The organism is Streptomyces sp. NPDC059255, assembly GCF_042752355.1.
Lineage (GTDB): Bacteria > Actinomycetota > Actinomycetes > Streptomycetales > Streptomycetaceae > Streptomyces.
Genome location: NZ_JBHYZP010000001.1, coordinates 57,367 through 80,534 on the forward strand (window position 1 = coordinate 57,367; position 23,168 = coordinate 80,534).

Annotated in this window: 22 protein-coding genes; 9 read left to right on the plus strand and 13 right to left on the minus strand. The window is 72.1% G+C overall.

Going from position 1 to position 23,168, the window contains the following annotated elements; translation table 11 throughout:
• The first annotated feature begins 201 nt into the window (after positions 1–201).
• On the plus strand, positions 202–648 hold the full coding sequence (locus ACFXKG_RS00245) for an ATP-binding protein (protein WP_384829867.1): 447 nt from the start codon (positions 202–204) through the stop codon (positions 646–648).
• Positions 649–679: 31 nt separating this feature from the next.
• Entirely contained in the window at positions 680–1,096 is a 417-nt protein-coding gene (locus tag ACFXKG_RS00250) for a GNAT family N-acetyltransferase (RefSeq protein WP_384829870.1), read from the plus strand.
• 15 nt (positions 1,097–1,111) lie between these two features.
• On the opposite strand, the gene ACFXKG_RS00255 is transcribed toward ACFXKG_RS00250, so the two are convergent.
• Positions 1,112–1,810 carry an SDR family NAD(P)-dependent oxidoreductase gene (locus ACFXKG_RS00255; protein ID WP_384829873.1) on the minus strand — a complete coding sequence of 233 codons (699 nt, stop codon included), beginning with the start codon at positions 1,808–1,810 and terminating at the stop codon, positions 1,112–1,114.
• A gap of 114 nt (positions 1,811–1,924) precedes the next feature.
• Between ACFXKG_RS00255 and ACFXKG_RS00260 the strand changes: the two genes are divergently transcribed.
• Complete coding sequence (locus ACFXKG_RS00260) at positions 1,925–2,839, plus strand: helix-turn-helix transcriptional regulator (RefSeq protein ID WP_384829876.1); 915 nt, start codon at positions 1,925–1,927, stop codon at positions 2,837–2,839.
• Here ACFXKG_RS00260 and ACFXKG_RS00265 read toward each other — a convergent pair.
• Entirely contained in the window at positions 2,836–3,840 is a 1,005-nt protein-coding gene (locus ACFXKG_RS00265; protein ID WP_384829879.1) for a polysaccharide deacetylase family protein, read from the minus strand. The two genes, ACFXKG_RS00260 and ACFXKG_RS00265, sit on opposite strands and share 4 nt — an antisense overlap.
• Positions 3,841–4,064: 224 nt before the next feature.
• Here ACFXKG_RS00265 and ACFXKG_RS00270 point away from each other — a divergent pair, with 224 nt between their 5' ends.
• Positions 4,065–5,699, plus strand: a complete 1,635-nt coding sequence (locus tag ACFXKG_RS00270) for a putative glycoside hydrolase (protein ID WP_384829882.1) — start codon at positions 4,065–4,067, stop codon at positions 5,697–5,699.
• Positions 5,700–5,867: 168 nt separating this feature from the next.
• On the opposite strand, the gene ACFXKG_RS00275 is transcribed toward ACFXKG_RS00270, so the two are convergent.
• Both ACFXKG_RS00275 and ACFXKG_RS00280 read right to left on the minus strand, forming a co-directional pair.
• Positions 5,868–6,728, minus strand: a complete 861-nt coding sequence (locus tag ACFXKG_RS00275; RefSeq protein WP_384829885.1) for a DUF4184 family protein — start codon at positions 6,726–6,728, stop codon at positions 5,868–5,870.
• Between the two features lie 4 nt (positions 6,729–6,732).
• Complete coding sequence (locus ACFXKG_RS00280; protein WP_384829888.1) at positions 6,733–7,362, minus strand: TetR/AcrR family transcriptional regulator; 630 nt, start codon at positions 7,360–7,362, stop codon at positions 6,733–6,735.
• 164 nt (positions 7,363–7,526) lie between these two features.
• On the opposite strand from ACFXKG_RS00280, the gene ACFXKG_RS00285 reads away from it, so the two are divergent.
• Positions 7,527–7,934: a Dabb family protein gene (locus tag ACFXKG_RS00285; protein WP_384829891.1), complete on the plus strand. Its 408-nt coding sequence runs from the start codon at positions 7,527–7,529 to the stop codon at positions 7,932–7,934.
• A 67-nt stretch (positions 7,935–8,001) separates the two neighbouring features.
• On the opposite strand, the gene ACFXKG_RS00290 is transcribed toward ACFXKG_RS00285, so the two are convergent.
• Entirely contained in the window at positions 8,002–8,433 is a 432-nt protein-coding gene (locus ACFXKG_RS00290) for a hypothetical protein (RefSeq protein WP_384829894.1), read from the minus strand.
• Between the two features lie 245 nt (positions 8,434–8,678).
• Between ACFXKG_RS00290 and ACFXKG_RS00295 the strand changes: the two genes are divergently transcribed.
• Both ACFXKG_RS00295 and ACFXKG_RS00300 read left to right on the plus strand, forming a co-directional pair.
• Positions 8,679–9,026 carry an antibiotic biosynthesis monooxygenase gene (locus tag ACFXKG_RS00295; RefSeq protein ID WP_384829897.1) on the plus strand — a complete coding sequence of 116 codons (348 nt, stop codon included), beginning with the start codon at positions 8,679–8,681 and terminating at the stop codon, positions 9,024–9,026.
• A 152-nt stretch (positions 9,027–9,178) separates the two neighbouring features.
• Positions 9,179–10,210 carry a DUF1259 domain-containing protein gene (locus ACFXKG_RS00300; protein ID WP_384829900.1) on the plus strand — a complete coding sequence of 344 codons (1,032 nt, stop codon included), beginning with the start codon at positions 9,179–9,181 and terminating at the stop codon, positions 10,208–10,210.
• A gap of 38 nt (positions 10,211–10,248) precedes the next feature.
• Here the strand turns inward: ACFXKG_RS00300 and ACFXKG_RS00305 are convergent, their stop codons facing one another.
• The 5 genes from ACFXKG_RS00305 to ACFXKG_RS00325 all read right to left on the minus strand — a co-directional run bounded on the left by ACFXKG_RS00305 (position 10,249) and on the right by ACFXKG_RS00325 (position 15,161).
• Entirely contained in the window at positions 10,249–11,049 is an 801-nt protein-coding gene (locus tag ACFXKG_RS00305; RefSeq protein ID WP_384829903.1) for an SDR family NAD(P)-dependent oxidoreductase, read from the minus strand.
• 31 nt (positions 11,050–11,080) lie between these two features.
• Positions 11,081–12,382: a serine hydrolase domain-containing protein gene (locus ACFXKG_RS00310; protein ID WP_384829905.1), complete on the minus strand. Its 1,302-nt coding sequence runs from the start codon at positions 12,380–12,382 to the stop codon at positions 11,081–11,083.
• Between the two features lie 131 nt (positions 12,383–12,513).
• Positions 12,514–13,323 carry an energy-coupling factor ABC transporter ATP-binding protein gene (locus tag ACFXKG_RS00315; RefSeq protein WP_384829908.1) on the minus strand — a complete coding sequence of 270 codons (810 nt, stop codon included), beginning with the start codon at positions 13,321–13,323 and terminating at the stop codon, positions 12,514–12,516.
• Positions 13,324–13,342: 19 nt separating this feature from the next.
• Positions 13,343–14,104, minus strand: a complete 762-nt coding sequence (cbiQ, locus tag ACFXKG_RS00320; RefSeq protein ID WP_382886147.1) for a cobalt ECF transporter T component CbiQ — start codon at positions 14,102–14,104, stop codon at positions 13,343–13,345.
• A 1-nt stretch (position 14,105) separates the two neighbouring features.
• Positions 14,106–15,161 carry an energy-coupling factor ABC transporter permease gene (locus ACFXKG_RS00325; protein WP_384829912.1) on the minus strand — a complete coding sequence of 352 codons (1,056 nt, stop codon included), beginning with the start codon at positions 15,159–15,161 and terminating at the stop codon, positions 14,106–14,108.
• 203 nt (positions 15,162–15,364) lie between these two features.
• On the opposite strand from ACFXKG_RS00325, the gene ACFXKG_RS00330 reads away from it, so the two are divergent.
• Complete coding sequence (locus ACFXKG_RS00330; protein WP_384829915.1) at positions 15,365–15,796, plus strand: SsgA family sporulation/cell division regulator; 432 nt, start codon at positions 15,365–15,367, stop codon at positions 15,794–15,796.
• A 162-nt stretch (positions 15,797–15,958) separates the two neighbouring features.
• Here ACFXKG_RS00330 and ACFXKG_RS00335 read toward each other — a convergent pair whose 3' ends face one another.
• Positions 15,959–18,226 (minus strand): MMPL family transporter, encoded by a 2,268-nt coding sequence (locus tag ACFXKG_RS00335; RefSeq protein ID WP_384829918.1) that lies wholly within the window; start codon positions 18,224–18,226, stop codon positions 15,959–15,961.
• 139 nt (positions 18,227–18,365) lie between these two features.
• Positions 18,366–18,938: a TetR/AcrR family transcriptional regulator gene (locus ACFXKG_RS00340; RefSeq protein ID WP_384829921.1), complete on the minus strand. Its 573-nt coding sequence runs from the start codon at positions 18,936–18,938 to the stop codon at positions 18,366–18,368.
• A gap of 238 nt (positions 18,939–19,176) precedes the next feature.
• Between ACFXKG_RS00340 and ACFXKG_RS00345 the strand changes: the two genes are divergently transcribed.
• Positions 19,177–22,830: a S41 family peptidase gene (locus tag ACFXKG_RS00345; RefSeq protein WP_384829924.1), complete on the plus strand. Its 3,654-nt coding sequence runs from the start codon at positions 19,177–19,179 to the stop codon at positions 22,828–22,830.
• Positions 22,831–22,909: 79 nt separating this feature from the next.
• Here the strand turns inward: ACFXKG_RS00345 and ACFXKG_RS00350 are convergent, their stop codons facing one another.
• Complete coding sequence (locus ACFXKG_RS00350; RefSeq protein ID WP_384829927.1) at positions 22,910–23,122, minus strand: hypothetical protein; 213 nt, start codon at positions 23,120–23,122, stop codon at positions 22,910–22,912.
• Positions 23,123–23,168 lie beyond the last annotated feature (46 nt).

Here is a 23,168-nt window from a genome sequence, read left to right on the forward strand (position 1 = left end):
GAAAATTCTATGCCCATCGAGACTTGATGGACGTAGAGATCCGACGCTACGGTCAGTACGCAATCGCTCGCACTGTGGAGTCACTTGGTGGAAGTGCACCGCCCTGCCCTGCGCCGGAAACGGCATGCAGGGGGACGGCATCGCCACCGCCGCGCGCACCCCGTACGGGCAGATCCCGACCGCACACGGAGGTGCGCGTTCATGACCGCAGCCCAGGAAGTACCGCTTCCCGAGCCGGAGTTCGGGCCGGAGTTCGGGGATGTCCTTCAGGAGGACTCGCTCGACCACACCCCCGTCGCCGGCAGTGTGAGCCTGGCCCGCCACCGTGCGGGCCGCCTGGTCACCGAGTGGGGGCGGCCCGAGCTGTCCTGGTCGGCGGCGCTGCTCGTGAGCGAACTCGGTACCAATGCCCTGCTGCACGGGTGCCTGCGCGACCGGTTGTTCCGGGTACGGCTGGCCCTCGGCGCACGCGTGCTCCGGATCGAGGTCAGCGATCCGCGCGGGGAGCGGCTGCCGGCGGTGCGGGTCGCCGCCGACGAGGAGTGCTTCGGGCTGGGGCTGCTCATCGTGGAGCAGGTCGCGGACCGCTGGGGCGTCGCGCCCCGCACCGTCGGGAAGACCGTGTGGTGCGAACTGTGGACGCGGTGAACGACCGCGTCCTGTGGGGCAGGATCCCCGTATGGAGATCCGTCGCATCGCTCAGGCCGAGGCGGTCCACGCCGCCGGGCATCTTTTCGACACCCCGCCGGTTCCGGAGGCGACCGGACGGTTCCTGGCGGACGAGCGCCATCACCTCCTGATCGCCTACGTGGACGGCGTACCGGCGGGGATGGTCACCGGTGTCGAGATGACTCATCCGGACAAGGGGACCGAGATGTTCCTGTACGAGCTGGGTGTGGACGAGCCGTTCCGCAGGCGGGGCGTCGGCCGGGCGCTGGTGTCGGCGCTGGCGGATCTGTCGCGGGAGCGGGGGTGCTACGGCCTGTGGACCGCCACGGACGAGGACAACCCGGCGGCGCTGGCGACGTACCGGCGCGCCGGCGGCGTCCCGGAAGCGGGGCAGGTGTCGCTCACCTGGACGTTCGATCTGCCGTAGAGGGACGCGCCGGTGTCAGGACCAGGCGATCTCGCCGTGGCGGGAGACGAAGCGGCCGGTTCCCGCGCCGGGTCCCTCGGTGGCGAGGGTGACGATCGCGTCCGTGCCCTCGGTGACGGTCTGGGGGCCGCTGTGGCCGTTGAGGTCGGTCGCGGTGTAGCCGGGGTCGGCGGCGTTGACGCGGATGTCCTTGAGGCCCTTGGCGTACTGCGTGGTCAGCATCGTCAGCGCCGCCTTCGAGGAGGTGTACAGCGGCGCGACGACATGCGACTCGGGCCGGCCGGGGTCGTGGGTCAGGGCGAGGGAGCCCATGCCGCTGCTGACGTTGACGATCACGGGGTCGTCCGAGCGGCGCAGCAGCGGCAGGAACGCGGTGATGGTACGGACGACGCCGATGACGTTGACGTCGAGGACGGCGAGAGCGTCGGCGGCGGTGAGGTCGCCGGGGTCGCCGGCGGGGCCGTGGACACCGGCGTTGTTGATCAGGACGTCGATCCGGCCCTCGTGTCCGGCGACGTTCGCGGCCGCGGCGGCCACGGACGCGTCGTCGGTCACGTCGATGGGGACGTGGCGCGCGCCGAGCGCGGCGGCGGCCTCCTCGCCCTGCTCGCGGTCGCGCGCTCCCAGGATCACGGTGTGGCCGGATGCGATCAGGCGGCGGGCGGTCTCGCGGCCGAGGCCCTTGTTGGCTCCGGTGATGAAGGTGATGGTCATGCCTTCGATTCTGGACCCGGCCACGGACGCGGGCCAGGGACGCTTCGACGGTAGGAAGACCGGTACCACCCTCGCGCCCGCGCGCACGCGGCCGGATGCGGGAGGATGGACGTCATGTCGGCGACACCTGGAACCGGACTGGGCGCGATGCTCCGCACCTGGCGGGAGCGGCTGCCCCCGTCGGCCGCCGGGCTGCCCGTGGCCCGCGGGCGCCGGGCCGCCGGGCTGCGCCGCGAGGAGCTGGCCGACCTGGCCGGGGTGTCGGTCGACTACGTCGTACGCCTCGAACAGGGGCGGGCCACGACGCCCTCCGCGTCGGTGGCGGCGTCCCTGGCGCGCGCCCTGCAGCTGTCCACCGCCGAGCGGGACCACCTGTACCGGCTGGCCCGGCTCGTACCGCCGGTGGACGGCACGATCTCCGACCATCTGCCGCCCGGCGTGCAGCGCGTGCTCGCCCGCCTCGGGGATGTCGCGGTCGCCGTGTTCGCGGCGGACTGGCAGCTGGTGTGGTGGAACCGCGGCTGGGCCGCCCTGCTGGGCGACCCCGCCGCCTCGCCGCCCCGGCTGCGTAACTTCGCCCGCGACAGGTTCCCGGTGGACGCCGGCCCCGCCCGTCTCGCGCGGTGGCCCGTGACCGAGGCGGACCCCGACGCCACCGACGTCGCGGTCGTCTCCGACCTGCGCCGCGCCACCGGCCGCTTCCCCCGGGACCGCCGACTGGCCGTGCTGATCCGCGAACTGAACGCGGGCAGCGAGAGGTTCGCCGCGCTGTGGGCGACCGGGGAGGTGGCCTCCCACCGCGAGGACCACAAGACGATCCACCACCCGTCGGTGGGCCCGGTCACGGTCGACTGCGACCTCCTGACCGACGGCGACTCCGAACTCAAGATCATCGTCATGACCGCCGTGCCCGGCAGCGAGGACGAGACCAAGCTCCGGCTCACCGCCCTCGCCGGCCCACCGGTCGCCCCGCACCCGGACACCGATGCGACAGGCCGCCGGGAGGCCGGTCCGCCGGCCAGGGCCTAGTAGGGCTTGGCCCGCTTCGCGAAGGCCGGGGCCACCTGGTCCTGCGCGGCGCGCGGGAAGGCGACCGCGTTCGGGTCGCCGTCCGAGACGTACCAGTTCTTCGCCTCGGCGAGCTTGTCCAGCCAGCGTGACGAACCGAACTCGGCGTCCTGGTCCTTGGGGCCCGCCGAGCGGATCCGCGGGATCGCGCCGGGGGTGAAGGCCTTGTCGAACGGCGAGACCGAGGGGTTGGACCCCACCAGGTACACCCCGTCGTAGCGGTAGCCCGTGCCCCGCGCGGCGACCCCGGCGTCCTGGGGCATGGCCCCGAAGGGGAGGGCGAGCGAGGTGACCCCGGAGCCGGGCGCGGCCTTCGTGATCGCCTGCTGTCCGGCGGCGATCGCCTTCGAGGCGCCCGCCTGGTCCAGGGAGCGGAGGTTCTGGTGGCGGTCGGTGTGGTTGCCGACCTCGTGCCCGTGCTTCTTCAGCCAGGTCAGCGCCTTGGCGGGACCGGTGGCCGAGAAGGCGTCCGCGTTGACGAAGAAGGTCGCCACCGGCTTGAACCCGGGGTGCTTCTTCGCCGTCTCCGCCAGGATGGCGACGGCCGTGCCCGGCACCGGATTGCCGTCGGCGCCCAGGCGGACCTGGCTGTTGGTCGAGTCGTCGAACGTGAGGACCACCGGGTGCGTGCCGGCCGGGATGTCGATACGGCCCGTCTGGAAGTCCCGGGCGGTGACCGGAACGTACTTCTCCCGGGCGAGGCGCTCCAGTTCGGCCCGGAAATCGGCCGGGGTGCGGTCGTAGACGCTGGCCGGCTTCTCGGTGAGCTGGTGGTACATCAGCACCGGCACCTGGCCGAGCTCGTTGGCGCCGACCTCCGCCGGGTCTTTCAGGGCGACGCGGGCCGCCGGTGAGGCCGCCGCCTGCTGCCCTCCGGTGGCCGGTGACGACCCCGGGGAGCAGCCCGAGGCGAGCAGAGCGGCGCCCGCCAGGGCGCAGAGCGGGACGAGCGGGTGGCGCATGAGGGACCTCCAAGGCGGAACGTGTCGCGCCATCCTTACCGGCGGCGGGAGCGCCCGTACCGCACCGTCGCCTGGATGGCGCAGCCACCACGCCGGGGCCGAACGCGGCCGTTCGTGTGAATTCCGGCCGGAGACAGGAGTACTGACGCGCGGGCGGCAATCAATGGAGGCACCACCGAGCGCAGCCGCAACGGCGGCCGGCCCGGCCACAGCACGAAGGGCGCATGATGGTCACGAAAACGCGATACATAGCGAACTCCACCCCCTCCTACCAGCCGCGCCGTCCCGCCCGCCGGCGCGCCCTGATAGCGATGGCCGCGGCACTCTCCCTGGCCGGAGCCGGCGTCGGTGCCTGGACCTTCCTCACGCCGGGACCTGCCGTGCAGGGTCTCGCCGACGGCGCCTTCCTCGACGGGCGCAAGGCCGCGCAGCTCAGCGCGTACCTCAATGCGAAGGCGGCCGGCCGCAAGGACAAGGTGCGCGTCACCCTCGACGGCACGGTGGTTCCCGTCACCACCGAGGGCGCCCGCCTGAAGCTGGGCATCCCCCGTCTGGGCGAGGGCAAGCACACCCTGGTGGTGGCGGGCGACAGCAGTCTCCCCTTCGCCTCGTACCAGAAGGTCGTGGGTTTCACGGTGGACACCAAGGCCCCCACGCTGAAGGTGACCGACCCCGTGGTCAAGAACCCCGCCTCCCCCGTGACCGTCACCGGCAAGGCCTCCACCGACGCCAAGGTGACCGTCGACGGCAAGGAGGTTCCGGTCGACAAGTCCGGCGCCTTCAAGATCAAGGTGCCCAAGGGCACGCCCTCCGTGACGATCAGCGCCGTGGACCGCGCCGGGAACACCACCTCCAGGACCGTCTCCACCCGGGGCCGTCGTCCCATGATCCGCGCCGCGCACATCACCGCCATCGGCTGGGGCGACAAGACGCTGCACAACAACATCCTCGCGCTGGTCCGCAGCGGCAAGCTCAACGCCGTGGAGCTGGACATCAAGGACGAGGACGGCGAGGTCGGGTACGCCTCCCAGGTGCCGCTGGCCCGTGAGATCGGCGCCGCCAAGGGGTACTACGACGCCCGCAAGGCGATCGCCGAGCTCCACTCCGCCGGCGCCCAGGTCATCGGCCGTATCGTCGCCTTCCGCGACCCCAAGCTCGGCGCGGCGGCCTGGAAGGCCGGCAAGCGCAACCAGGTCGTGCAGACCCCCTCCGGAGAGGCCTACAACGGCGGCCACTACGGGAACCTGTCCTTCACCAACTTCGCCGACCCCGCGGTCCGCAAGTACAACCAGGACCTCGCCGTCGAAGCGGCCCAGCTCGGCTTCGACGACATCCTCTACGACTACGTGCGCCGCCCCGACGGCCCGCTGTCGCGGATGCGGTTCCCGGGCATCGGGTCCGCGACGCCCGAGCAGTCCATCACCTCGTTCGTCGCCGACACCCGGACCGCGCTGCGCCCGCACAACAAGTACCTCGGTGTCTCGGTCTTCGGCATAGCGGCCACCCGGCCGCTGGAGATCGCCCAGGACATCAAGGCCCTGGTCAAGGTCAGCGACTACATCGCGCCGATGGTCTACCCGTCCCACTGGGGGCCCGGTGAGTACGGCGTCGCCAACCCGGACACCGCTCCGTACGCGATCGTGCAGCGCTCGCTCGCCGACTTCGCCCGCCTGGCGAAGGGCACCCAGACCGAGATCGTCCCGTGGCTCCAGGACTTCTCGATGGGCAGCACGTACGGGCCGACCCAGGTGGCGGAACAGATCAAGGCCGCGGCGGCCAACAAGATGGACTCCTTCATCCTCTGGAACGCCGGTGCCCGCTACCAGGGCGCGGCACTCCAGCAGATCGCCGCACACTGACGCGGCCCGGCGGTGACACGGCTCAGCGCCGAGAGGGGGTGATTCCGAGACGGTGCGGTTCCCGGCGGTGGGAGCGAACGTACGGCAGGTTGCCGGTTCGCCCCCACCGCCGGGGCCGTTACGGCCCGGCGCAGGTCCGGCGCAGGTCCGGCGCAGGTCCGGCGCAGGTCAACTGCTCCGGTGTACGCGTACGTCGTCGTGCGGCACGGCGGGCCGGATCGTCCGGTACGCCCACCAGGCGGCGGCGTACAGGACGAGCGCGCAGGCCAGCGCCGCGCCGGCGCCCGTCACCGCGTCGGAGAGGACCCCCTCCACGATCTGCCGCGCGGGGATCCGGTCGGTGGCGGCCGGTCCGCCCCGGTACTCCTCCAGGCTCCGCGTGTTGGCCACGGCGCCGACGAGGGCGGCGAGGGCCAGCGCCGCCCCGATGCCCCGGCGGGCCGTCGCCGGAAGAACGTTCCGGCGCGCGTCACGGGCCGGGGCCCGGCGCAGCCGGCGCCAGAGGTGCGCCGCGACGGCGACCAGGCCCCCGGCGGTGCTGAGGTGCTGGACCACCCGCGCCACGGTGAGATCCCCCGTGAGGTGCGCCCGCAGGACACTCAGGTGGGTGACCGCGTAACCGTCCGCGTGGGTGAAGGAGTCCCAGAGGAGATGGGTCAGGACACCGGTCAGGGCGGACAGCAGGACCCAGCCCGTCCGGCGCGGGCGGAAGCCCTGACGGCCGCGGTCGGCCGGTCCGTCCGGCGAGAACCGTGCGGGCAGCAGCGCGACGGCCGGGGGACGCACCAGCCGGTACGCCGCCAGGAGGGCCAGCGCGAACGTCATCGCCACGGTGACACCGGGCAGCGTGTGCGAGTAGGTGGCGTTGAGGAACGGCTCGTACCAGGACTGGGCGCTCACCGGTATCCGCGCGGCGACGAGGAAGTACGGCACGTCAGGGGCCACGGCTCCGCAGACCAGGGCGGCCGGGGAGAACGGGTGGCGCAGCAGTGGCAGCACGGCTGCGGGGTGGGAGAGCGTGAACGGCATCGGGCTAGGCGTCCGGCTCCGGGCCGTACGCCCTCAGGAAGGTGTCGACCGCCGACCTCGCCACCGCCCGTGTCTCCGCCGCCGGAACCTTGCGGGTGCCCAGTTTCGTACGGGCTTCCATCGGGGCCGTGAGCAGCGCGAGGAGTTGCTCCGCCGCCACCGACGGGTCGCAGGGGCGCAGCCGCCCGGCGAGGGAGAGGCGGGCAAGACGGTCCGCCAGGGCTTCGGTGAGGCGGCTGCCGGTGCGGTCCTGGACGGTTTCGGTCAGGTCCGGGAACCCGGCGACCTGGGCGTACGTCAGCCGCCGCAGCGCGCGGGCGCGCTCGCCGCCGCTGACCTGGAGCAGGCGGTACGCCGTGTCCTCCAGCGCCGCGCGCAGATCGGTGCCGGGGGTGCGCATCCGGTCCACGACGGCCAGGTTGTCCGCCATCACCGCGTCGGCCGCCGCCAGCACCGTATGACGGAACAGGTTCTCCTTGTCCGTCAGGTGGTTGTACACCGTCGGCTTCGCGACGCCCGCCTCGGTGGCGATGCGCTGCACGCACGCGCCCTCGTACCCCTGACGCGCGAAGACCGCGAAGGCGGCGTCCAGGATGGCCTGTCGCTTGTCGATACGCCCTCGCGAGGCTGCCACTCCGGTCACCTCCGCAAGGTACCCCAGGTCTCCACGGGGCACCTCGGCCGGGCCGTGATCCCCCGGACCACTGAACCCGTTGGTTCATTTACATGGACCACTCCGTGCTTTACTGGCTCGGACATCAGGTTGAACTACTGAGTTCAAGTGAGAGGAGAAGCCTCGTGATCGTCAACATTCTCCGTTTCAGCTTCAAGGACGGCACGTCCGACAAGGACAAGGCCGCCGTCCTGGCCACCATGCGCCGCATCTCCAGCCTCGAATCGACGTCGTTCGGCGTCGTCGGCCAGGATCTGGGCGATCCCGCCGAGGGCTACACGCACACGTACTGCGCGGGGATCGAGGATCTGGCGGCGATGGAGCGGTACATGAACGATCCGGTGCTGATCGAAGGCGATCTCGGCGTCTTCCCGCACCTTGAACGGCTCTCGCCGGTACGGCTGTCGGACGACATGGACCCCGGCCTGGCCGAGAGGATCACGGAGTTGCATCTCGCCCGGGTGGCGCGGTCGCCCGAGTGGGCCCGGCTCCTGGAGTCGATCCCCGACACGCCCATCGAGACCGGCCGCTGAGGCTCCGCAACGGCCGGTACGGGACACCGGTACCGGCGTCCCGTACCGGCTGGGCGGCGACGGGGGATCAAGGTCTGGAGAAGGCTTCGCACTTCAGGTCGTTCAGGTCGTGGTCGTCGAGGCAGACCATGACCATGTCGGCTCCGCCCTCCACGTCGGCGGGGACGGTGAAATCGTAGGGCGCGAGACGGGCGCACACGAAGCCGATACCTCGGGAGCCCAGTCTGTTCCTGGCGGTGTCGAAGGTGTAGACCCAGGTCGCCCGGCAATCGTCCGCGCTCGGGGAAGAGTGCTCCCCGGACACGCTGACGGACCGGTCGTTCCAGGTCAGCACGCCCTTCGTGTAGGTGGTCGCGTCGGAGATGTCGAAGGAGCTGGTCGGCGCGGCCGTCGGCGCGGCCGTCCGCACCACCGCCTGCGCGGCGGCTCCGGGTGGGGCGAGGAGCATCCCGGTGGCCAGCACCGCGACACCGAGGCCTGCGGCGATCTGCGTACGCATACTGTCTCCCGCTGCGATGGAAGGGCGGATGGTGGGCGATTCAGTCTCCGGCGCAGACGTTGTCGGGACCATGACGAATTGCGCCATCCTTCCCCTTCGGGGGAGTTCCGGCCCACGGGAGCGGTACGCACCGTGCTCACGCCCCGGGGCCGGCCGCCCTCGCTGCCGGGATTGAGCCGTACCCCGGCCGGATCCGTACTTCACCGTGCACGGCACGCCAGTTGAGCCGCACCACAGGAGGCACGATGTCCGAACAGCTCAAGCCCGAGCACACCTTCACCGTCGTCAGCACCACCCGGGTCGACGGCCCCGGAACCCAGAGCACCGTGGCGGACCTGTTCCTGAAGGGGGCCGAGGGCTGGGTACGGCACCGTGCCGGATTCGTCTCCGCGGCCATCAACCTCAGCGACGACGGCGGACAGGTGGTCCTCGTCGCCCACTGGTCCGACGAGAAGAGCTACCGGGACTTCGTCGCCACCGACGAGGACCAGGCGGCGCTCGGCCGTGAGATACAGGCCCTCCCCGGTGTGCTCCAGGGCCCCGAGGCCACCGCCTGTACGCCCTACCGCACCATCGCGGCCGTCTCCGGATGACGTCCACTCGGCGCACATCACGGGTAGCCGCCGCATAGCCGCCCCGTACCCCATTCAGGGTCGACCTTCGCAACACGCCTGACGCACTGTCCGGCGGTTCACGATTCCGCGCCGCCCGTCGTGTTCTCATCCGACGCGGAGGTGTAAATCTGATGATCAGAGGATCCCATCAGAATGAGAACAGGCAGGACGGGGCTTCCTACCCGCCACGGCGCCAGTTGCTGGCCGCCGCCGCATTCGCGCCTGTGGTGGCCGTCGCGGGTACGGATCCCGCCCTGGCCTGGGCACGGGAAAGGGTGAGCGGACGGTCCGGCTCCGGCGGGGGCGCCGCCGAGCCGGTACGGCCGGTGACCACCACCCTGGAGGACTGGAAGGCCGTCGAAAAGGCGATGGGCCGGCCGGGCAATCTGCTGAACAAGGTCATGTACCGCACCCGCTTCCCCCGCAACGACCTGCACGTGGTCTCGCAGGGAATCGACGTGACGCCGGGGCTCGCCCTCGCGTCGCACATCGGCTTCATCCGCTACGCCGACGGCTCCACCATCGCCATGGGCGACATGGCGCTCACCGAGGACGAGTTGCAGCGGACGAGCGACGTCCTGATCGAGCACGGCATCGCCCAGACCGCGATCCACAAGCATCTGCTCGCGCATGACCCCGACGTCTGGTGGACCCATGTGCACACCCACGGCCACGACCCGGCGGCCATGGCCCGCGGCTTCCGTGCCGCGTTCGACAGCACCGCCACCCCGCCCGCCACTCCGGTCGAGAAGCCGCCGCCCCTCGATCTGGACGTCGAGGCGATGGACGCCGCGCTGGGCACCAAGGGCCTCAACGACGGCGGGATCTACAAGTCCGTCTTCGCCCGCCGCGAGACGATCATCGAGCGCAACATGGTGCTCCCACCGGGGCTGGGTTCGACCTCGGCCTTCAACTTCCAGCCTTTGGGGGGTGGAAAGGCCGCGCTCAACGGCGACTTCGTCATGATCGCCTCGGAGGTCCAGGCGGTCCACAAAATCCTGCGAGGCGGCGGAATTTGCCTCGTCGAACTCCACAACCACGGTCTGTCGGAGGAACCCCGTCTCTTCTTCACCCACTTCTGGTCCGTGGGCGACGGCGTCGAACTCGCCAAGACACTGCGCCTCGCCGTGGACGCCACCAACGTGGAGCCGTCCAAGGACTGACGCACACCGCGGCGAGCGGCAGTGGGCCTGCCCGTAGATCACTCCGCCGAGCCGAACGCCCTCCTCAGGCCCACGTTGCTCATCAGGAGCCCGCCGTCCACCGGCAGCGTCACCCCGGTGATCCACGCCGCGTCCGACGACGCCAGGAACGCCACCGCCGCCGCGATGTCCTGCGGGGTGCCCACCCGCCCCATCGGGTAGTGGGCCGCCGCCCGGGCCAGTTCGGCCTCGCGGCCCGCCCAGGCGTCCGTACGGACCGTGCCCGGCTCCACGAGGTTGACCCGTACCCCGCGCGGTGACGCGTGACCGGCCAGGGTACGGGTCAGGCTCGCCAGGCCCGCCTTGGCCGCGCTGTACGCGTGGTTGCCGAAGTCCTGGGCGCCGTTGACCGAGCCGATGGTGACGATCGCGCCGCGCCCCGACGCCACCAGGTGCGGCAGTGCGGCGCGGGCGCAGCGGAACGCGCCGGTCAGGGTGGTGTCCAGGTCACGGGCCCAGACCTCGTCGGGTTCGTCCTCGAAGAGCGGGGCGTCGGGGGTGCAGGAGCAGGCGTTGTTGACCAGGACGTCGAGTGTGCCGAAGGTGTCGACGGCGTACGCGACCGCCGCCTCCACCGACGCGCGGTCGCGGACGTCGCAGCCGAGCGCGACCGCGCCCGGGATCGTCCCGGCCGCCGTCGCCGCGCGCCGCTCGTCCAGGTCCGTGACGAGGACCCGCGCGCCCTCCTCGGCCAGGCGCCGCGCGGTCGCCTCGCCGATGCCGCGGCCGGCTCCGGTGATCAGGACTCCGTGGCCGTCGAAGCGGCGGGGCGGCCGCGCCGGGCCGGTCGGCTGCGGCAACTCCCCGGGCGGGTTCCCCCGTACCACCGTCTCAGCTCGCCCGGCCGGCTGCTTCCGTCCCCGGCTCCGGTCCAGAACCCGGTCCCGGTCCCGTCCCTGCCCCTGCCCCTGTCCCTGACTGCTCGGCTGCTCCATCCGGCGATGATGTCGCCATCCGTACCGCCCGCACCAGTGCCTGGGGCCGGGCGTCCGCCGTGACGCCTCTGCGCAGGCCGTTGGTGACGTAACCGAACGCGATCCCCGACTCCGGGTCCGCGAACCCCAGCGAGCCGCCGCTGCCCGGGTGGCCGAAGGAGCCCGGGGCCAGCAGGGGCGCGGCCGGGCCGTGCAGCATGAAGCCCAGTCCGAAGCGGGTGTTGACGACCAGCACGCGGTCCGGGCCCGCCGATTCCTCGGTACGGGCCAGGGTCAGCGTCGCCGGGGCGAACAGCCGGTGGCCGTCGACCGGGCCGATCATCGCCGCGTAGCAGCGGGCCAGTGCCCGGGCGGTCGAGATGCCGCCGGAGCCGGGGAGTTCGGCGGCGCGGTACACCGGATCGTTCTCGTCGAAGCGCGGCGCCACGACGTCGAAGGCGCGGCGCGTGAGCGACTCCGGGTTCTGGTACGCCTCCGACACGGACCGCTTGGGCCGCAGCCGCAGCGCCCCGCCGACCGCCGAGGGCTCCTCGATCCGGCCGGTCCTGCCGACCCGGTGGGCCTCCTCCTCGGGCAGGCCGATCCAGAAGTCCAGGCCCAGCGGGCGGGCGATCTCCTCGGCGATCCACCGGCCGACGCCGCGCCCCGTGACCCGCTTGACCAGCTCGCCGATGAGCCAGCTGTAGGTGTGCGGGTGGTAGCCGTGGTCGGTGCCCGGCTCCCACAGGGGGCGCTGCGCGGCGAGCGCGCGCGGTCCGGACTCACCGTCGAGGGCCTCGGCCGGGGTGAGCGTGCGGTCGAGCACCGGCAGTCCGGCGCGGTGCGCGAGGAGGTGCCGTACGAGGACCCGCTCCTTGCCGGCGGCCTTGAACTCCGGCCAGTACGTGCCGACCGGCGCGTCCAGGTCGATCTGTCCGCGCTGGTGGAGCAGGAGCGGTACGGCGGCGGCGATGCCCTTCGTCGCGGAGTGGACGACCTGCGCGGTGTCCAGCGCCCACGGCGCCGCCGGCTGCGCACCACCCTCTTCGTCATTCCCGCCGCTGTCGGCGTCGCGCGTGCCGGCCCACAGGTCGACGACTTTCTGGCCGTCCCGGTAGACGGCGACCGCCGCCCCGCGTTCACCGAGCCGTTCGAAGTTCCGTACGAAAGCGTCCCTGACCGGCTCGAAGCCCGCCGTCACCGTGCCCTGGACGTCCACGCCCGTACCCCTGCCCGTGATCTCCCGCCGCGCCCCGTCGGCACGGCCCCCTCTATGGTGCAACGGGCCAGGGGTGCGACACGATCCGGCACAACGGCCCCGGGGCCGGAAACCCGCCGCGAAACCGACTCTTAACCTGGGGTGCGCGCCCGTACGGTCAGGGGGTCGAAGCCGAACGGCAGCTCCAGCCGATGCGCTCCCATCAGCTCTTCGTCACCGAGGAGTTCACCCGTCGGACCGTCCGCGACGATGACGCCGTCGCTCAGGATCACGGAGCGCGGGCAGAGTTCGAGCGCGTACGGGAGATCGTGTGTGACCATCAGCACGGTGGTGTCCAACGCGCGCAGGATGTCGGCGAGTTCACGGCGGGACGCCGGATCCAGGTTCGACGAGGGCTCGTCCAGGACCAGGATTTCCGGCTCCATCACCAGGACGGTCGCCACCGCGACCCGCCGCCGCTGCCCGAAGGAGAGGTGATGCGGCGGCCGGTCCGCGTACGCCGCCATCCCGACCCGGCTCAGCGCGCTCACCACCCTGGCCTCCAGCTCGGCACCGCGCACCCCGGCGGCGGCCGGGCCGAAGGCCACGTCCTCCCGCACGGTCGGCATGAAGAGCTGGTCGTCCGGGTCCTGGAAGACGATGCCGACCCGGCGCCGGATCTCGGCGAGGTGCCGCTTCCCCACGGGCAGCCCGGCCACCGCGACGGTGCCCGCGCCCGCCGTGAGGATGCCGTTGAGATGCAGGACGAGCGTGGTCTTGCCCGCCCCGTTGGGGCCGAGCAGCGCCACCCGCTCGCCGCGCGCCACGCGCAGATCGACACCGAAGAGCGCCTGATGGCCGTCGGGGTACGCGTAGGCGAGGCCGTCGACCTCCAGGGAGGGAGGGGGTGTTTCCGGGGTGTCCTGCGCCCGGGGGCCGGTCGCACGGTCTTCGCTGCTCATGTCGTACGGTCCTCGCTGCTCATAGGGTCCAGCCAAGCAGACAGACCACCAGCGCCGTCACCGGGAGCGCGGCGGCGTACGTCCACTGCGCCCGCGACGCCGTCACCTCGTCGATGACCGGCATGGAGCCCGCGTACCCCCGGCTCACCATCGCCAGGTGCACCCGCTCCCCACGCTCGTACGCGCGGATGAAGAGCGCCCCCGCCGACGTGGCCAGCACACCCCACTGCCGTACGCCGCGCGCCTCGAAGCCGCGCGAGCGCCGGGCGACCGACATCCGGCGCATCTCGTCGGTGATGACATCGCCGTACCGGATCATGAAGGACGCGATCTGCACCAGCAGCGGCGGCAGCCGCAGCCGCTGGAGGCCGAGCAGCAGGGCGCGCAGTTCGGTCGTGGAGGCGAGGAGTACGGACGCGGCGACGCCCAGCGTGCCCTTCGCGAGGACGTTCCAGGCGTCCCAGAGGCCGGGCACGCTCAGCGGGACGCCCGCCACCCGGATCTGCTCGCCGGGCACCACGAACGGCATCAGCACGGCGAAGGCCACGAACGGGACCTCGATCAGCATCCGCCGCAGCAGGGTCGCGGCGGGGACCCGGGCCACCGCCGCGACGCCCGCGAGCAGCGCCGCGTGGAGCGCGAACGCCCAGACGGCGGTGCGCGGGGTGGAGACCACCACGAGGACGAAGCAGAAGACGGCGGCCAGCTTGCAGTGCGGGGGCAGCGCGTGGACCGGCGAGTGGACGCCCAGGTAGAGCCGGTGCGCGTGGCCGGCGCCCATGTCAGGCGGTTTCCGGGGGTACGGAGACACCGGCCGCGGCGGTACGGCGGCGGCGTACCGCCCAGAAGACGCCGCTGCCCACGGCGACCGTGGCGCCCACGCCGATCACCCCGGCGAGGCCGCCGGAGATCCGGGCGTCGGAGATGTCCTTGACGCCGTAGTCGGCGAGCGGCGAGTCCGCGGTGTGGTGCTGCTCCGTCTTCTTGTCGATGCCCTGGTCGGCGGCGACCTTCTCCAGGCCGTCGGGGTCGGCGGAGGCGTAGAAGGAGACGAATCCGGCCAGGACGAGGGCGGTCACCAGGCCGGCCGCCCAGACCCGGCGGGCCGACCGGGCCGGCCCCGGCGCGGCGGGGGCGGACGCGGGGGCGGCGTCGACCAGTTCCCCGCCCACCCGCAGCTTCAGCGGCGCGGTCAGCCCGCGCGCCCCGTACACCAGGTCCGGGCGTACGGCGATGACGGCGCCGACGGTGAACGCGGTGATCGCGGCCTCGCCGATCCCGATGAGGAGGTGGACGCCGACCATCGCGGCCAGCGTCTTGCCGAGCGGCACGTCCGACGTGCCGCCGATCGCGTAGAGAGCGGTGAAGGCGAGCGCCGCGGCCGGTACGGAGACCAGCGCGGCGGCGAAGGACGCCACGGTCACGGAGCGGCGGGTGCGGGGCAGGACCCTGACCAGGCCGCGGAAGAGGGCGTACGCGACGACGGTCGTCACGACGGCCATGTCGGTGATGTTGACGCCGAGCGCGGTGAGCCCGCCGTCGGCGAAGAGGATGCCCTGCATGAGCAGGACGACGGAGATGCAGAGGACGCCGGTGTACGGGCCGACGAGTATCGCGGCCAGTGCCCCGCCCAGCAGATGGCCGCTGGTCCCGGCGGCGACCGGGAAGTTCAGCATCTGTACGGCGAAGACGAAGGCGGCGACGAGTCCGGCGAGCGGCGCGGTGCGCTCGTCCAGTTCGCGGCGCGCGCCGCGCAGGCTGACCGCGACGGCGGCAGCGGCGACGACACCGGTGGCGGCGGAGACGGGCAGGTCGATGAATCCGTCGGGGACATGCATGGCGCCTGATGATACCGGCTTCTTGCGAACCAGTTGCAAGAGCAGATGAACTGCAAGTTACGCCGACACCTCGCACCTACCTCACACCCACCTCGCATGCGAGCGCCGCTACGCCAGATCAGTGGATCTGGCGTGCAGCACTCGCGTGGGGCGATATGTACGATTAAGAGTTAAAAGTCCGATAATTAAGGAGGCGTGAGTCGATGTCTCCCGTCGTCGAGCAACCGGCCAAGGCCCGTATCGTCACGGACTCCCCCCATCTCAGGACCGTCCCGGTCACCCTGCGCTACGACGGCGCTGATCCGCTCGCCCTGCGTGTCGTGTTCCCGCCCGAGGTCTCGGCCGACCACGAGCGCGGCGAGGTGGTCTGGGCCTTCGCCCGCGACCTCCTCGACTCGGGTCTGCGGCTGCCGTCCGGTGACGGTGACGTCCAGGTGTGGCCCTGCGGCCGGGCCCAGACCGTGGTGGAGTTCCACTCGCCGGACGGGGTGGCGGTGGTCCAGTTCGACTCCGCGACGCTGCGCCGGTTCCTGAAGCGTTCGTACGCCATGGTCCCGGCGGGGCAGGAGCGCCACGACTTCGAGGTCGAGAGCGAACTGACCAGGCTGACCAAACCCCTGCACCACACCACCTGAGGGCGCACAGGCCGCACACGGCGAGCGGCCCGGTCCGTACGTCCCCTTCTCAGGGGGTACGGACCGGGCCGCTCGCCTGCCCCGGCTCCCGTCCCCACGGCGCCGGCGCGGTCCGGGGCCGCCTCACCGCTCGGTCGGCGGCCCCGGAGCTGGAGGGGTGCCTCAGACGCGCACCAGCTCGCGATCCGGGTCCGAGCCGCCGTCCGGACCGCCGCCGGAGCCGTTCGGGGCGTCCGCGCCGTGCTTGTTCAGCGCCTCGCCCTCGACGTCCACGTTGGGCAGCGCCCGGTCCAGCCAGCGCGGCAGCCACCAGGCCTTCTTCCCCAGGAGCGCGAGCGCGGCCGGCACGATGGCCATACGGACCACGAACGCGTCGACGAGAACGGCGAACGCGAGCGCGAAGCCGATCATCTTGATCATCGACTCACCGGCGCCGATGAAGCCCGCGAAAACGGCGATCATGATCGCCGCGGCCGCCGTGACCACCCGCGCGCTGTGCCGGAAGCCGGTGACGATCGCCTCGCCGGGCCGCTCCCCGTGGACGTACGCCTCCCGCATGCGGGTGACGAGGAAGACCTCGTAGTCCATCGCGAGGCCGAAGACCACACCCACCATGAGGATCGGCATCAGCGCCATCACCGGGCCGGTCTGCTCGACCCCGAACAGGCCGCCCAGCCAGCCCCACTGGAAGACCGCGACGACCGCGCCGAGCGTGGCGACGACGGAGAGCAGGAAGCCGAGGGCCGCCTTGAGGGGCACGAGGACCGACCGGAAGACCACCATCAGCAGCAGGAACGCGAGGCCGACGACGAGCGCGAGATACGGGATCAGCGCGTCGTTCACCTTCTGCGCGAAGTCCACGTTCATGGCGGTGGCGCCGGTGACCAGGACATCCGCCCCGTCGTCCGCCTTGATCGTGCCGCCCGCGTCCCGGATGGAGTGGACCAGTTCCTCGGTCCCGACCGAGGACGGACGGTCCTTCGGGATCACCGTGATGGTCGCGGTGTCACCGGCCTTGTTGAGGGTGGCGGGCGTGACGGCCGCGACGCCGGGCAGCTGCTTCACCTGCTCGGTGACCGTGTTGGCCGCCGCCTTGGCGTTGTTCTCGGCCTTGCCGTCGACCAGGACGATCAGCGGCCCGTTGAAACCGGGGCCGAACCCGTCGGAGAGCAGGTCGTACGCCTTGCGCTGGGTGGTGCTGGGCGCCTGCGAGCCGTCGTCGGGCAGGCCCAGTTCCAGGGAGGTGGCCGGAAGGGCGAGGACTCCGAGGCCGAGGACCGCGGTGACCAGTACGGCGACCGGACGGCGCAGCACGAAGCGCGCCCAGCGGGTGCCCATGTTGGGCTTCTCGGACGTGGCGGGCTGCTCCCCCGCCGCCGCGTCCACGGCCTGGCTCTCCATCGCCGCGCGGGCCTTGCGCCCGTGGATCCGCTTGCCCGCGAAGCCGAGCGCCGCCGGGACGAGGGTGAGCGCGATGAGCACGGCCAGGACCACCGTGCCGGCGGCGGCGAAGCCCATCTTGGTGAGGACGGGGATGTTGACGACGGCCAGGCCCGCGAGGGCGATCACGACCGTGAGACCGGCGAAGACAACAGCGGATCCGGCGGTGCCGACGGCCCGTCCGGCCGCCTCCTCGCGCTCCCTGCCCTCGGCCAGTTCGGCGCGGTACCGGGAGACGATGAACAGCGCGTAGTCGATGCCGACCGCGAGGCCGATCATCATCGCGAGGGCGGAGGAGTTCGAGCCCAGGTCAAGAGGGTTGGCCAGCGCCGTGATCGCACTGATGGCGACGCCGACCCCGATGAGCGCGGTGAGCAGCGGCAGTCCGGCCGCGACCAGCGAGCCGAAGGTGATGAGCAGCACGACGGCGGCGAGGGCCACGCCGATGACCTCGGTGATCCCCCCGATCGCGGGCTCCGCCTGGAGGGCGTCCCCGCCGACCTCCACCGTCATCCCCCGGTCCCGGGCATCGCCGCCGGTCTCTTCGAGCGCGGCACGGGTCGCGTCGGTCAGCCTCGCCGTGTCGACCTTGTACGAGACGGAGAGGTAAGCCGTCGTACCGTCCTGCGAGACGGCCCGCGTGGCGTACGGGTCGGTCACCGAGGCGACCTGGTCGGAGCCGCTCTTCAGCTCACCGGTGATCTTCTGGACCTCGGCCTTGTTGGCGGCGTCGGTCATCTTCCCGCCGTCGGGGGCCTTGAAGACGACACGGGCGGTCGCGCCGTCGGCGCTCGCTCCGGGGAAACGTTGTTCCAGCAGGTCGAAGGCCCTCTGGGCCTCCGTACCCGGTATGGAGAAGGAGCTGGAGGTGGCGGTGGACGCGGTCGCGGCGCCGACTCCGGCGAGCGCCAGCAGTGCCACCCACACCAGGGCGACATAGCGGCGGCGCCGGAAGGCGAGCCGTCCGAGCTTGTAGAGGAACGTGGCCACGAGGGCGTACTCCCGGGTCTATGGAGGGAATGAGGGCATGGGGAGCCGTCCCGACGGCGAAGAGCGGATACGCGTCAGGTGCTGCGGGTGCTGTGAGTACTGCGGGTGTTACAGGTGTTACGGGGAGGGGTGAGGCGGTTCACACACCGAGGGCGGGGAAGACCACGGAATCCAGGTACGACTGGAGGAAGGCCGGATCGGGCGGCGCGTCCTCGACGATCTGCCGTGCGACGAAGGCGCCGACCAGCATGTGGACGAGGTACTTCACCGCGGGGTTGTCCGCGGCGATCTCGCCCCGGTCCACGGCGCGCTGGACCATGTCGTGGAACGACGCGATCTCGGGCTCGATGAGTACTTCCCTCAGCGCCTGGAGGAGGTCCGGGTTGGTGTGGACGGCATGGAACAGACCCCGCATCAGCGCGGCGTCCTCCGCCATCTTGTGCTCTTCGGCCATACCGGCGAGAGCGAGGAAGTCCCCGCGCAGCGAACCGGTGTTGACCTGCCCGATGTCATGCGGCTTCGTGCACCGCATGGCAGAGGCGACCAGTTCCGGCTTGCTCCCCCACTGGCGGTAGAGGGTGGCTTTGCTGGAACGGGTGCGGGTGGCGATGGCGTCCATGGTGAGGGCGTCATAGCCGACCTCGCGCAGGAGATCGAGCACGGCGTTGTACAGCTCGGACTCGCGCTCGGGCGTGAGTCTGCCGCGTGCCACGATCGACCTCCAACGAACGAAACGGTTTCGTACAGTACGAAGATAGACCGGGTCCGATCGAAACGGAAGAGTTTCTCTTGTGGCCTGGGCCACGCCGCCCGCACACCGGCCACACCGCCCCACCGCACCCGCACCCGCACCCACACCCACCCCCACACCCACACCCACACAACCGAACGGAGTTCCGAAAGAAGCCGTCCCGGAGGCGAAGAGCTGACCCAAAGGGCAGCATTGGGGGGTGAGTGACGAGACCGCGTACCTTCGCTTCCCGCACCTTCACGACGACTCGCTGTGCTTCGTGGCCGAGGACGACCTCTGGGTCGCCCCCCTCGTACCGCCCGGGCAACAGCCCGAGCGCGCATGGCGGGTGACCGTCGACCGCACCCGGATCGGCCATCCCCGCTTCTCGCCGGACGGCCGGCACATCGCCTACACGAACTGGCGCAGCCTCGACCCCGAGATCCATCTCGCCCCGGTGGAGGGCGGGCCCGCGCGCCGGCTCACCTACTGGGGCGCGACCGACACCCGCGTCTGCGGCTGGACGCCCCCCGACAAGAACGGCGAGGCGCAGATCCTCGCCGTCTCCTCGCACGGCCAGCCGTTCTCGTACTTCGCCTGGGCGTACAGCCTGCCCACGGACGGCTCCCCGGGCGGGGCGCTGCCGTGGGGCCCGGTGTCGGACATCGCGATCACGGATCTGCCGGTCACCGACGCCGTGCCGGGTGCGGAGCCGGACGGCGGCGAGCGCCGCACGCTCCTGCTCACGGGGAAGCCACCGCACGAACCCGCCGCGTGGAAGCGGTACCGGGGCGGCGCCATGGGCCGGCTCTGGCTGCACGGCAAACGGCTGCTGGCGGACATCGGCGGCCATCTCGAATGCCCGATGTTCGTCGGCGGGCGCATCGCGTTCCTCTCCGACCACGAGGGCGTCGGCAATCTCTACTCCTGCCTCCCCGACGGCACGGACCTCGCCCGCCACACGGACCACGACTCGTTCTACGCCCGCCACGCGTCGTCGGACGGGCGCCGGGTGGTCTACCAGTGCGCGGGCGACCTCTGGCTGGTGGACGCGCTGACCCCGGACTCGGTGCCGCGCAAGCTGCGCGTACGGCTGGGCGGGCCGCGCGCCGGGCGGCGCGGCTACCAGGTACCGGCCTCCCGCCACATCGACGCCGTCTCCGTGGACCTGACGGGCCGGGCGAGCGCGGTCTCCGTACGCGGCAGCCTCTACTGGCTCACCCACCGCGACGGCCCGGCCCGCACGATCGCGGACACTCCGGGGGTACGGGTACGCAACCCGGTGATGCTCGGCAGCGGCGGCCAGGTCGCGTACGTCACGGACGCGGACGGCGAGGACGCGATCGAGATCGCCTACCTCCCCCGCGCGACCGGCGACCGCCCCCCGCGCCGGCTCGCCTCCGGCCGGCTGGGCCGGGTCCTGGACATGGTGGCCGATCCGGACGGCACCACCATCGCGGTCGCCGCGCACGACGGCAGGCTGCTGCTGGTCGACGCGACGGACGAGGAGGAGGGCACGGAGGCCGGGGAGGCCGCACGGGTCGCAGGGGTCACAGAGGGTACGGACGGTACGGAGACCGGAGGTGCCGCCGAGCCGGCGGGCGCCACGAGGGTGACGGCCCCCGCCGCCGAGGGCGCCGAAGACGCGGACGGCGGCCCGGCGGGCGACCACGACAGCGACAGCAGCGACGGCGACGACGGGAGCGACAGCAGCGCCGAAAGCAGCGCCCCCGAACCCGGCGCCGACCCGGCCCCGGACCCCGGTGACGGCGGCGGCAGCAGCGGCAGCGGCAAGGACAGCACCGGTGACGGCACCGCCCCCGGCATCGTCACCGAACTCATCCGCTCCATCAACGGCCCCGTCACCGATCTCGCCTTCTCCCCCGACGGCGGCTGGCTCACCTGGTCCCACCCCGGAATCGGCCGTTCACTCCGCCAGATCAAGCTCGCCAAGATCGCCGGGAGCTTCGCCCGTACCGTCGTCGACGTCACCAACGGCCGCTTCGAGGACGAGAATCCGGTCTTCACCAGCGACGGCCGCTATCTCGCCTTCCTCTCCTGGCGCGGCTTCGACCCGGTGTACGACGTCCACACCGGCGACCTCTCCTTCCCGCTCGGCTGCCGCCCCTACCTCGTGCCCCTCTCCTCCGCCACCCCCTCCCCCTTCGCGCTCTCCCCCGACGGCCGGCCGGCCGCCGGCGGGCTCGATCCGCTCGGCGGGGAGCTGGTCGGCGGGGGCGACGGGGCGGTCGCGGTGACCGTCGAGGTCGAGGGGCTCGCCGACCGGGTGACACCGTTCCCCGTCACCGCCTCCAAGTACTCCGCCCTGCACCCCGTCAGCGGCGGCGGCCTCGTCTGGCTGCGCTGGCCGATCTCCGGGGCGCTCGGCGAGACCTTCGCCAACCCCGCCGACATGTCGGGCCGCCCCACCCTCGAACACTTCGACATCGTCCGGGCCCGCAAGAGCGAACTCGTCGCCCACCTCGACTGGTTCGCGCCCAGCGGTGACGGCACCCGCCTCGTCGTCGTGGACGACGGCGAGCTGCGCGCCGTACCCGCGACCGAGCTCGGCGACCTCGACTCGACGGTCTTCCTCGATCCGCGCCGGATCCTGCACGACGTCGACCCGGAGGCCGAGTGGCGGCAGGCGTACGCCGAGGCGGGCCGCATCATCCGGGCGTTCTTCTGGGAGCCGGGCATGTGCGGCATCGACTGGGACGGGGTGCTCGACCAGTACCGTCCGCTGGTCGAACGGGTCGCCTCCCCCGACGAGTTCGCCGATCTGCTCCGCGAGGTCCTCGGCGAACTGGGCACCTCCCACGCGTACGTCACCCCCGCCCGCCGAGACGAGGGCCCGGCGCACTACCAGCGCCCCATGGGCCTGCTCGGCGCCAACCTCGTCCGCAGGGACGGGGACTGGATGATCAAGCGCATCCTGCCCGGCGACTCCTCGGACTCCAAGGCCCGTTCCCCGCTGGCCGGCACGGGGATCCGCGAGGGCGCCGTCCTCACCCATGTCGACGGCCGCCCCGTCGACCCGGTGACCGGCCCCTATCCGCTGCTCGCCGCCGCCGGGGGCACCACGGTCGAGCTGACCTTCCGGCCCGCCGAGCGCGAGGGCTCGCCCGCCGTCCACGAGAGCCGGCCCCGCCGGGTCGCCGTCGTCCCGCTGATCGACGAACGGCCGCTGCGCTACCAGGACTGGGTGGCCAAGCGCCGCGAGGTCGTGCGGGAGATCAGCGGCGGCAGGTGCGGCTACCTCCACATCCCCGACATGGGCGGCTCGGGCTGGGCCCAGTTCAACCGGGACCTGCGCCTGGAGGTCTCCCGCCCCGCGCTGATCGTGGACGTACGGGGCAACGCGGGCGGCCACATCAGCGAACTCGTCGTGGAGAAGCTCACCCGCCGCATCATCGGCTGGGACCTGACCCGCGACGCGCAGCCCGTCTCGTACGCCTCGAACGCCCCGCGCGGTCCGGTCGTGGCCCTCGCGGACGAGGCGACGGCCTCCGACGGCGACATGATCACGGCGGCGTTCCGGCTGCTCGACCTGGGGCCGGTGGTCGGCCAGCGCACCTGGGGCGGGGTGGTCGGCATGACGGGCCGGCACCGGCTCTGCGACGGGACGGTGATCACGGTGCCGATGAACGCCGCCTGGTTCGACGCGTACGGCTGGTCCGTCGAGAACCGTGGCGTGGAACCGGACATCGAGGCGTTGCGCACCCCGCTCGACTGGGCGGAGGGGCGGCACGCGCAGCTCGACGACGCGGTGTGGGTGGCGCTGGACCTGCTGGCCGGACATCCCGCCTCGACCCCGCCCGGGTACGGCGCGGTGCCCGACCTGCGCCGCCCGAAGCTGCCGCCCCGTAGCTGAGCCGCGCACGCCACCCGCTCCGAACGCGAAAGAGGCGCACCCGGCGGGCCGGGTGCGCCTCTGCTCCTCTCCCGCCGGTTCAGGAGTCGAAGGGGTCGTCCATCTCGTCACGCGTGTCCTGCGCCGTGTCCCGCGCCTTGTCCCGGGCCCGGTCGCCCGCGTCCCGCGCGCGGTCCCCGGCGTCGGAGCCACGGTCGGGGGTGTCGTCGTCCCGGTTGCCCGCCGCCTTCGCTTCCTTCGCCTGGTCCGCGAGTTGCTGCGCCTTGTCCTTGAACTGGTCGGCAATGCCCATGGAATGTCACTCCTGAAAAGGGAGAATCTGTGTGAGGAGGCGCCCA

What these genes read in the sequence shown, in the direction of transcription:
- ACFXKG_RS00245 (WP_384829867.1), top strand. Translation starts at nt 202, where the DNA reads ATGACCGCAGCCCAGGAAGTACCGCTTCCCGAGCCGGAGTTCGGGCCG.
- ACFXKG_RS00250 (WP_384829870.1), top strand. Translation starts at nt 680, where the DNA reads ATGGAGATCCGTCGCATCGCTCAGGCCGAGGCGGTCCACGCCGCCGGG.
- ACFXKG_RS00255 (WP_384829873.1), bottom strand. Translation starts at nt 1,810, where the DNA reads ATGACCATCACCTTCATCACCGGAGCCAACAAGGGCCTCGGCCGCGAG.
- ACFXKG_RS00260 (WP_384829876.1), top strand. Translation starts at nt 1,925, where the DNA reads ATGTCGGCGACACCTGGAACCGGACTGGGCGCGATGCTCCGCACCTGG.
- ACFXKG_RS00265 (WP_384829879.1), bottom strand. Translation starts at nt 3,840, where the DNA reads ATGCGCCACCCGCTCGTCCCGCTCTGCGCCCTGGCGGGCGCCGCTCTG.
- ACFXKG_RS00270 (WP_384829882.1), top strand. Translation starts at nt 4,065, where the DNA reads ATGATGGTCACGAAAACGCGATACATAGCGAACTCCACCCCCTCCTAC.
- ACFXKG_RS00275 (WP_384829885.1), bottom strand. Translation starts at nt 6,728, where the DNA reads ATGCCGTTCACGCTCTCCCACCCCGCAGCCGTGCTGCCACTGCTGCGC.
- ACFXKG_RS00290 (WP_384829894.1), bottom strand. Translation starts at nt 8,433, where the DNA reads ATGCGTACGCAGATCGCCGCAGGCCTCGGTGTCGCGGTGCTGGCCACC.
- ACFXKG_RS00295 (WP_384829897.1), top strand. Translation starts at nt 8,679, where the DNA reads ATGTCCGAACAGCTCAAGCCCGAGCACACCTTCACCGTCGTCAGCACC.
- ACFXKG_RS00300 (WP_384829900.1), top strand. Translation starts at nt 9,179, where the DNA reads ATGATCAGAGGATCCCATCAGAATGAGAACAGGCAGGACGGGGCTTCC.
- ACFXKG_RS00315 (WP_384829908.1), bottom strand. Translation starts at nt 13,323, where the DNA reads ATGAGCAGCGAAGACCGTGCGACCGGCCCCCGGGCGCAGGACACCCCG.
- cbiQ (WP_382886147.1), bottom strand. Translation starts at nt 14,104, where the DNA reads ATGGGCGCCGGCCACGCGCACCGGCTCTACCTGGGCGTCCACTCGCCG.
- ACFXKG_RS00325 (WP_384829912.1), bottom strand. Translation starts at nt 15,161, where the DNA reads ATGCATGTCCCCGACGGATTCATCGACCTGCCCGTCTCCGCCGCCACC.
- ACFXKG_RS00330 (WP_384829915.1), top strand. Translation starts at nt 15,365, where the DNA reads ATGTCTCCCGTCGTCGAGCAACCGGCCAAGGCCCGTATCGTCACGGAC.
- ACFXKG_RS00350 (WP_384829927.1), bottom strand. Translation starts at nt 23,122, where the DNA reads ATGGGCATTGCCGACCAGTTCAAGGACAAGGCGCAGCAACTCGCGGAC.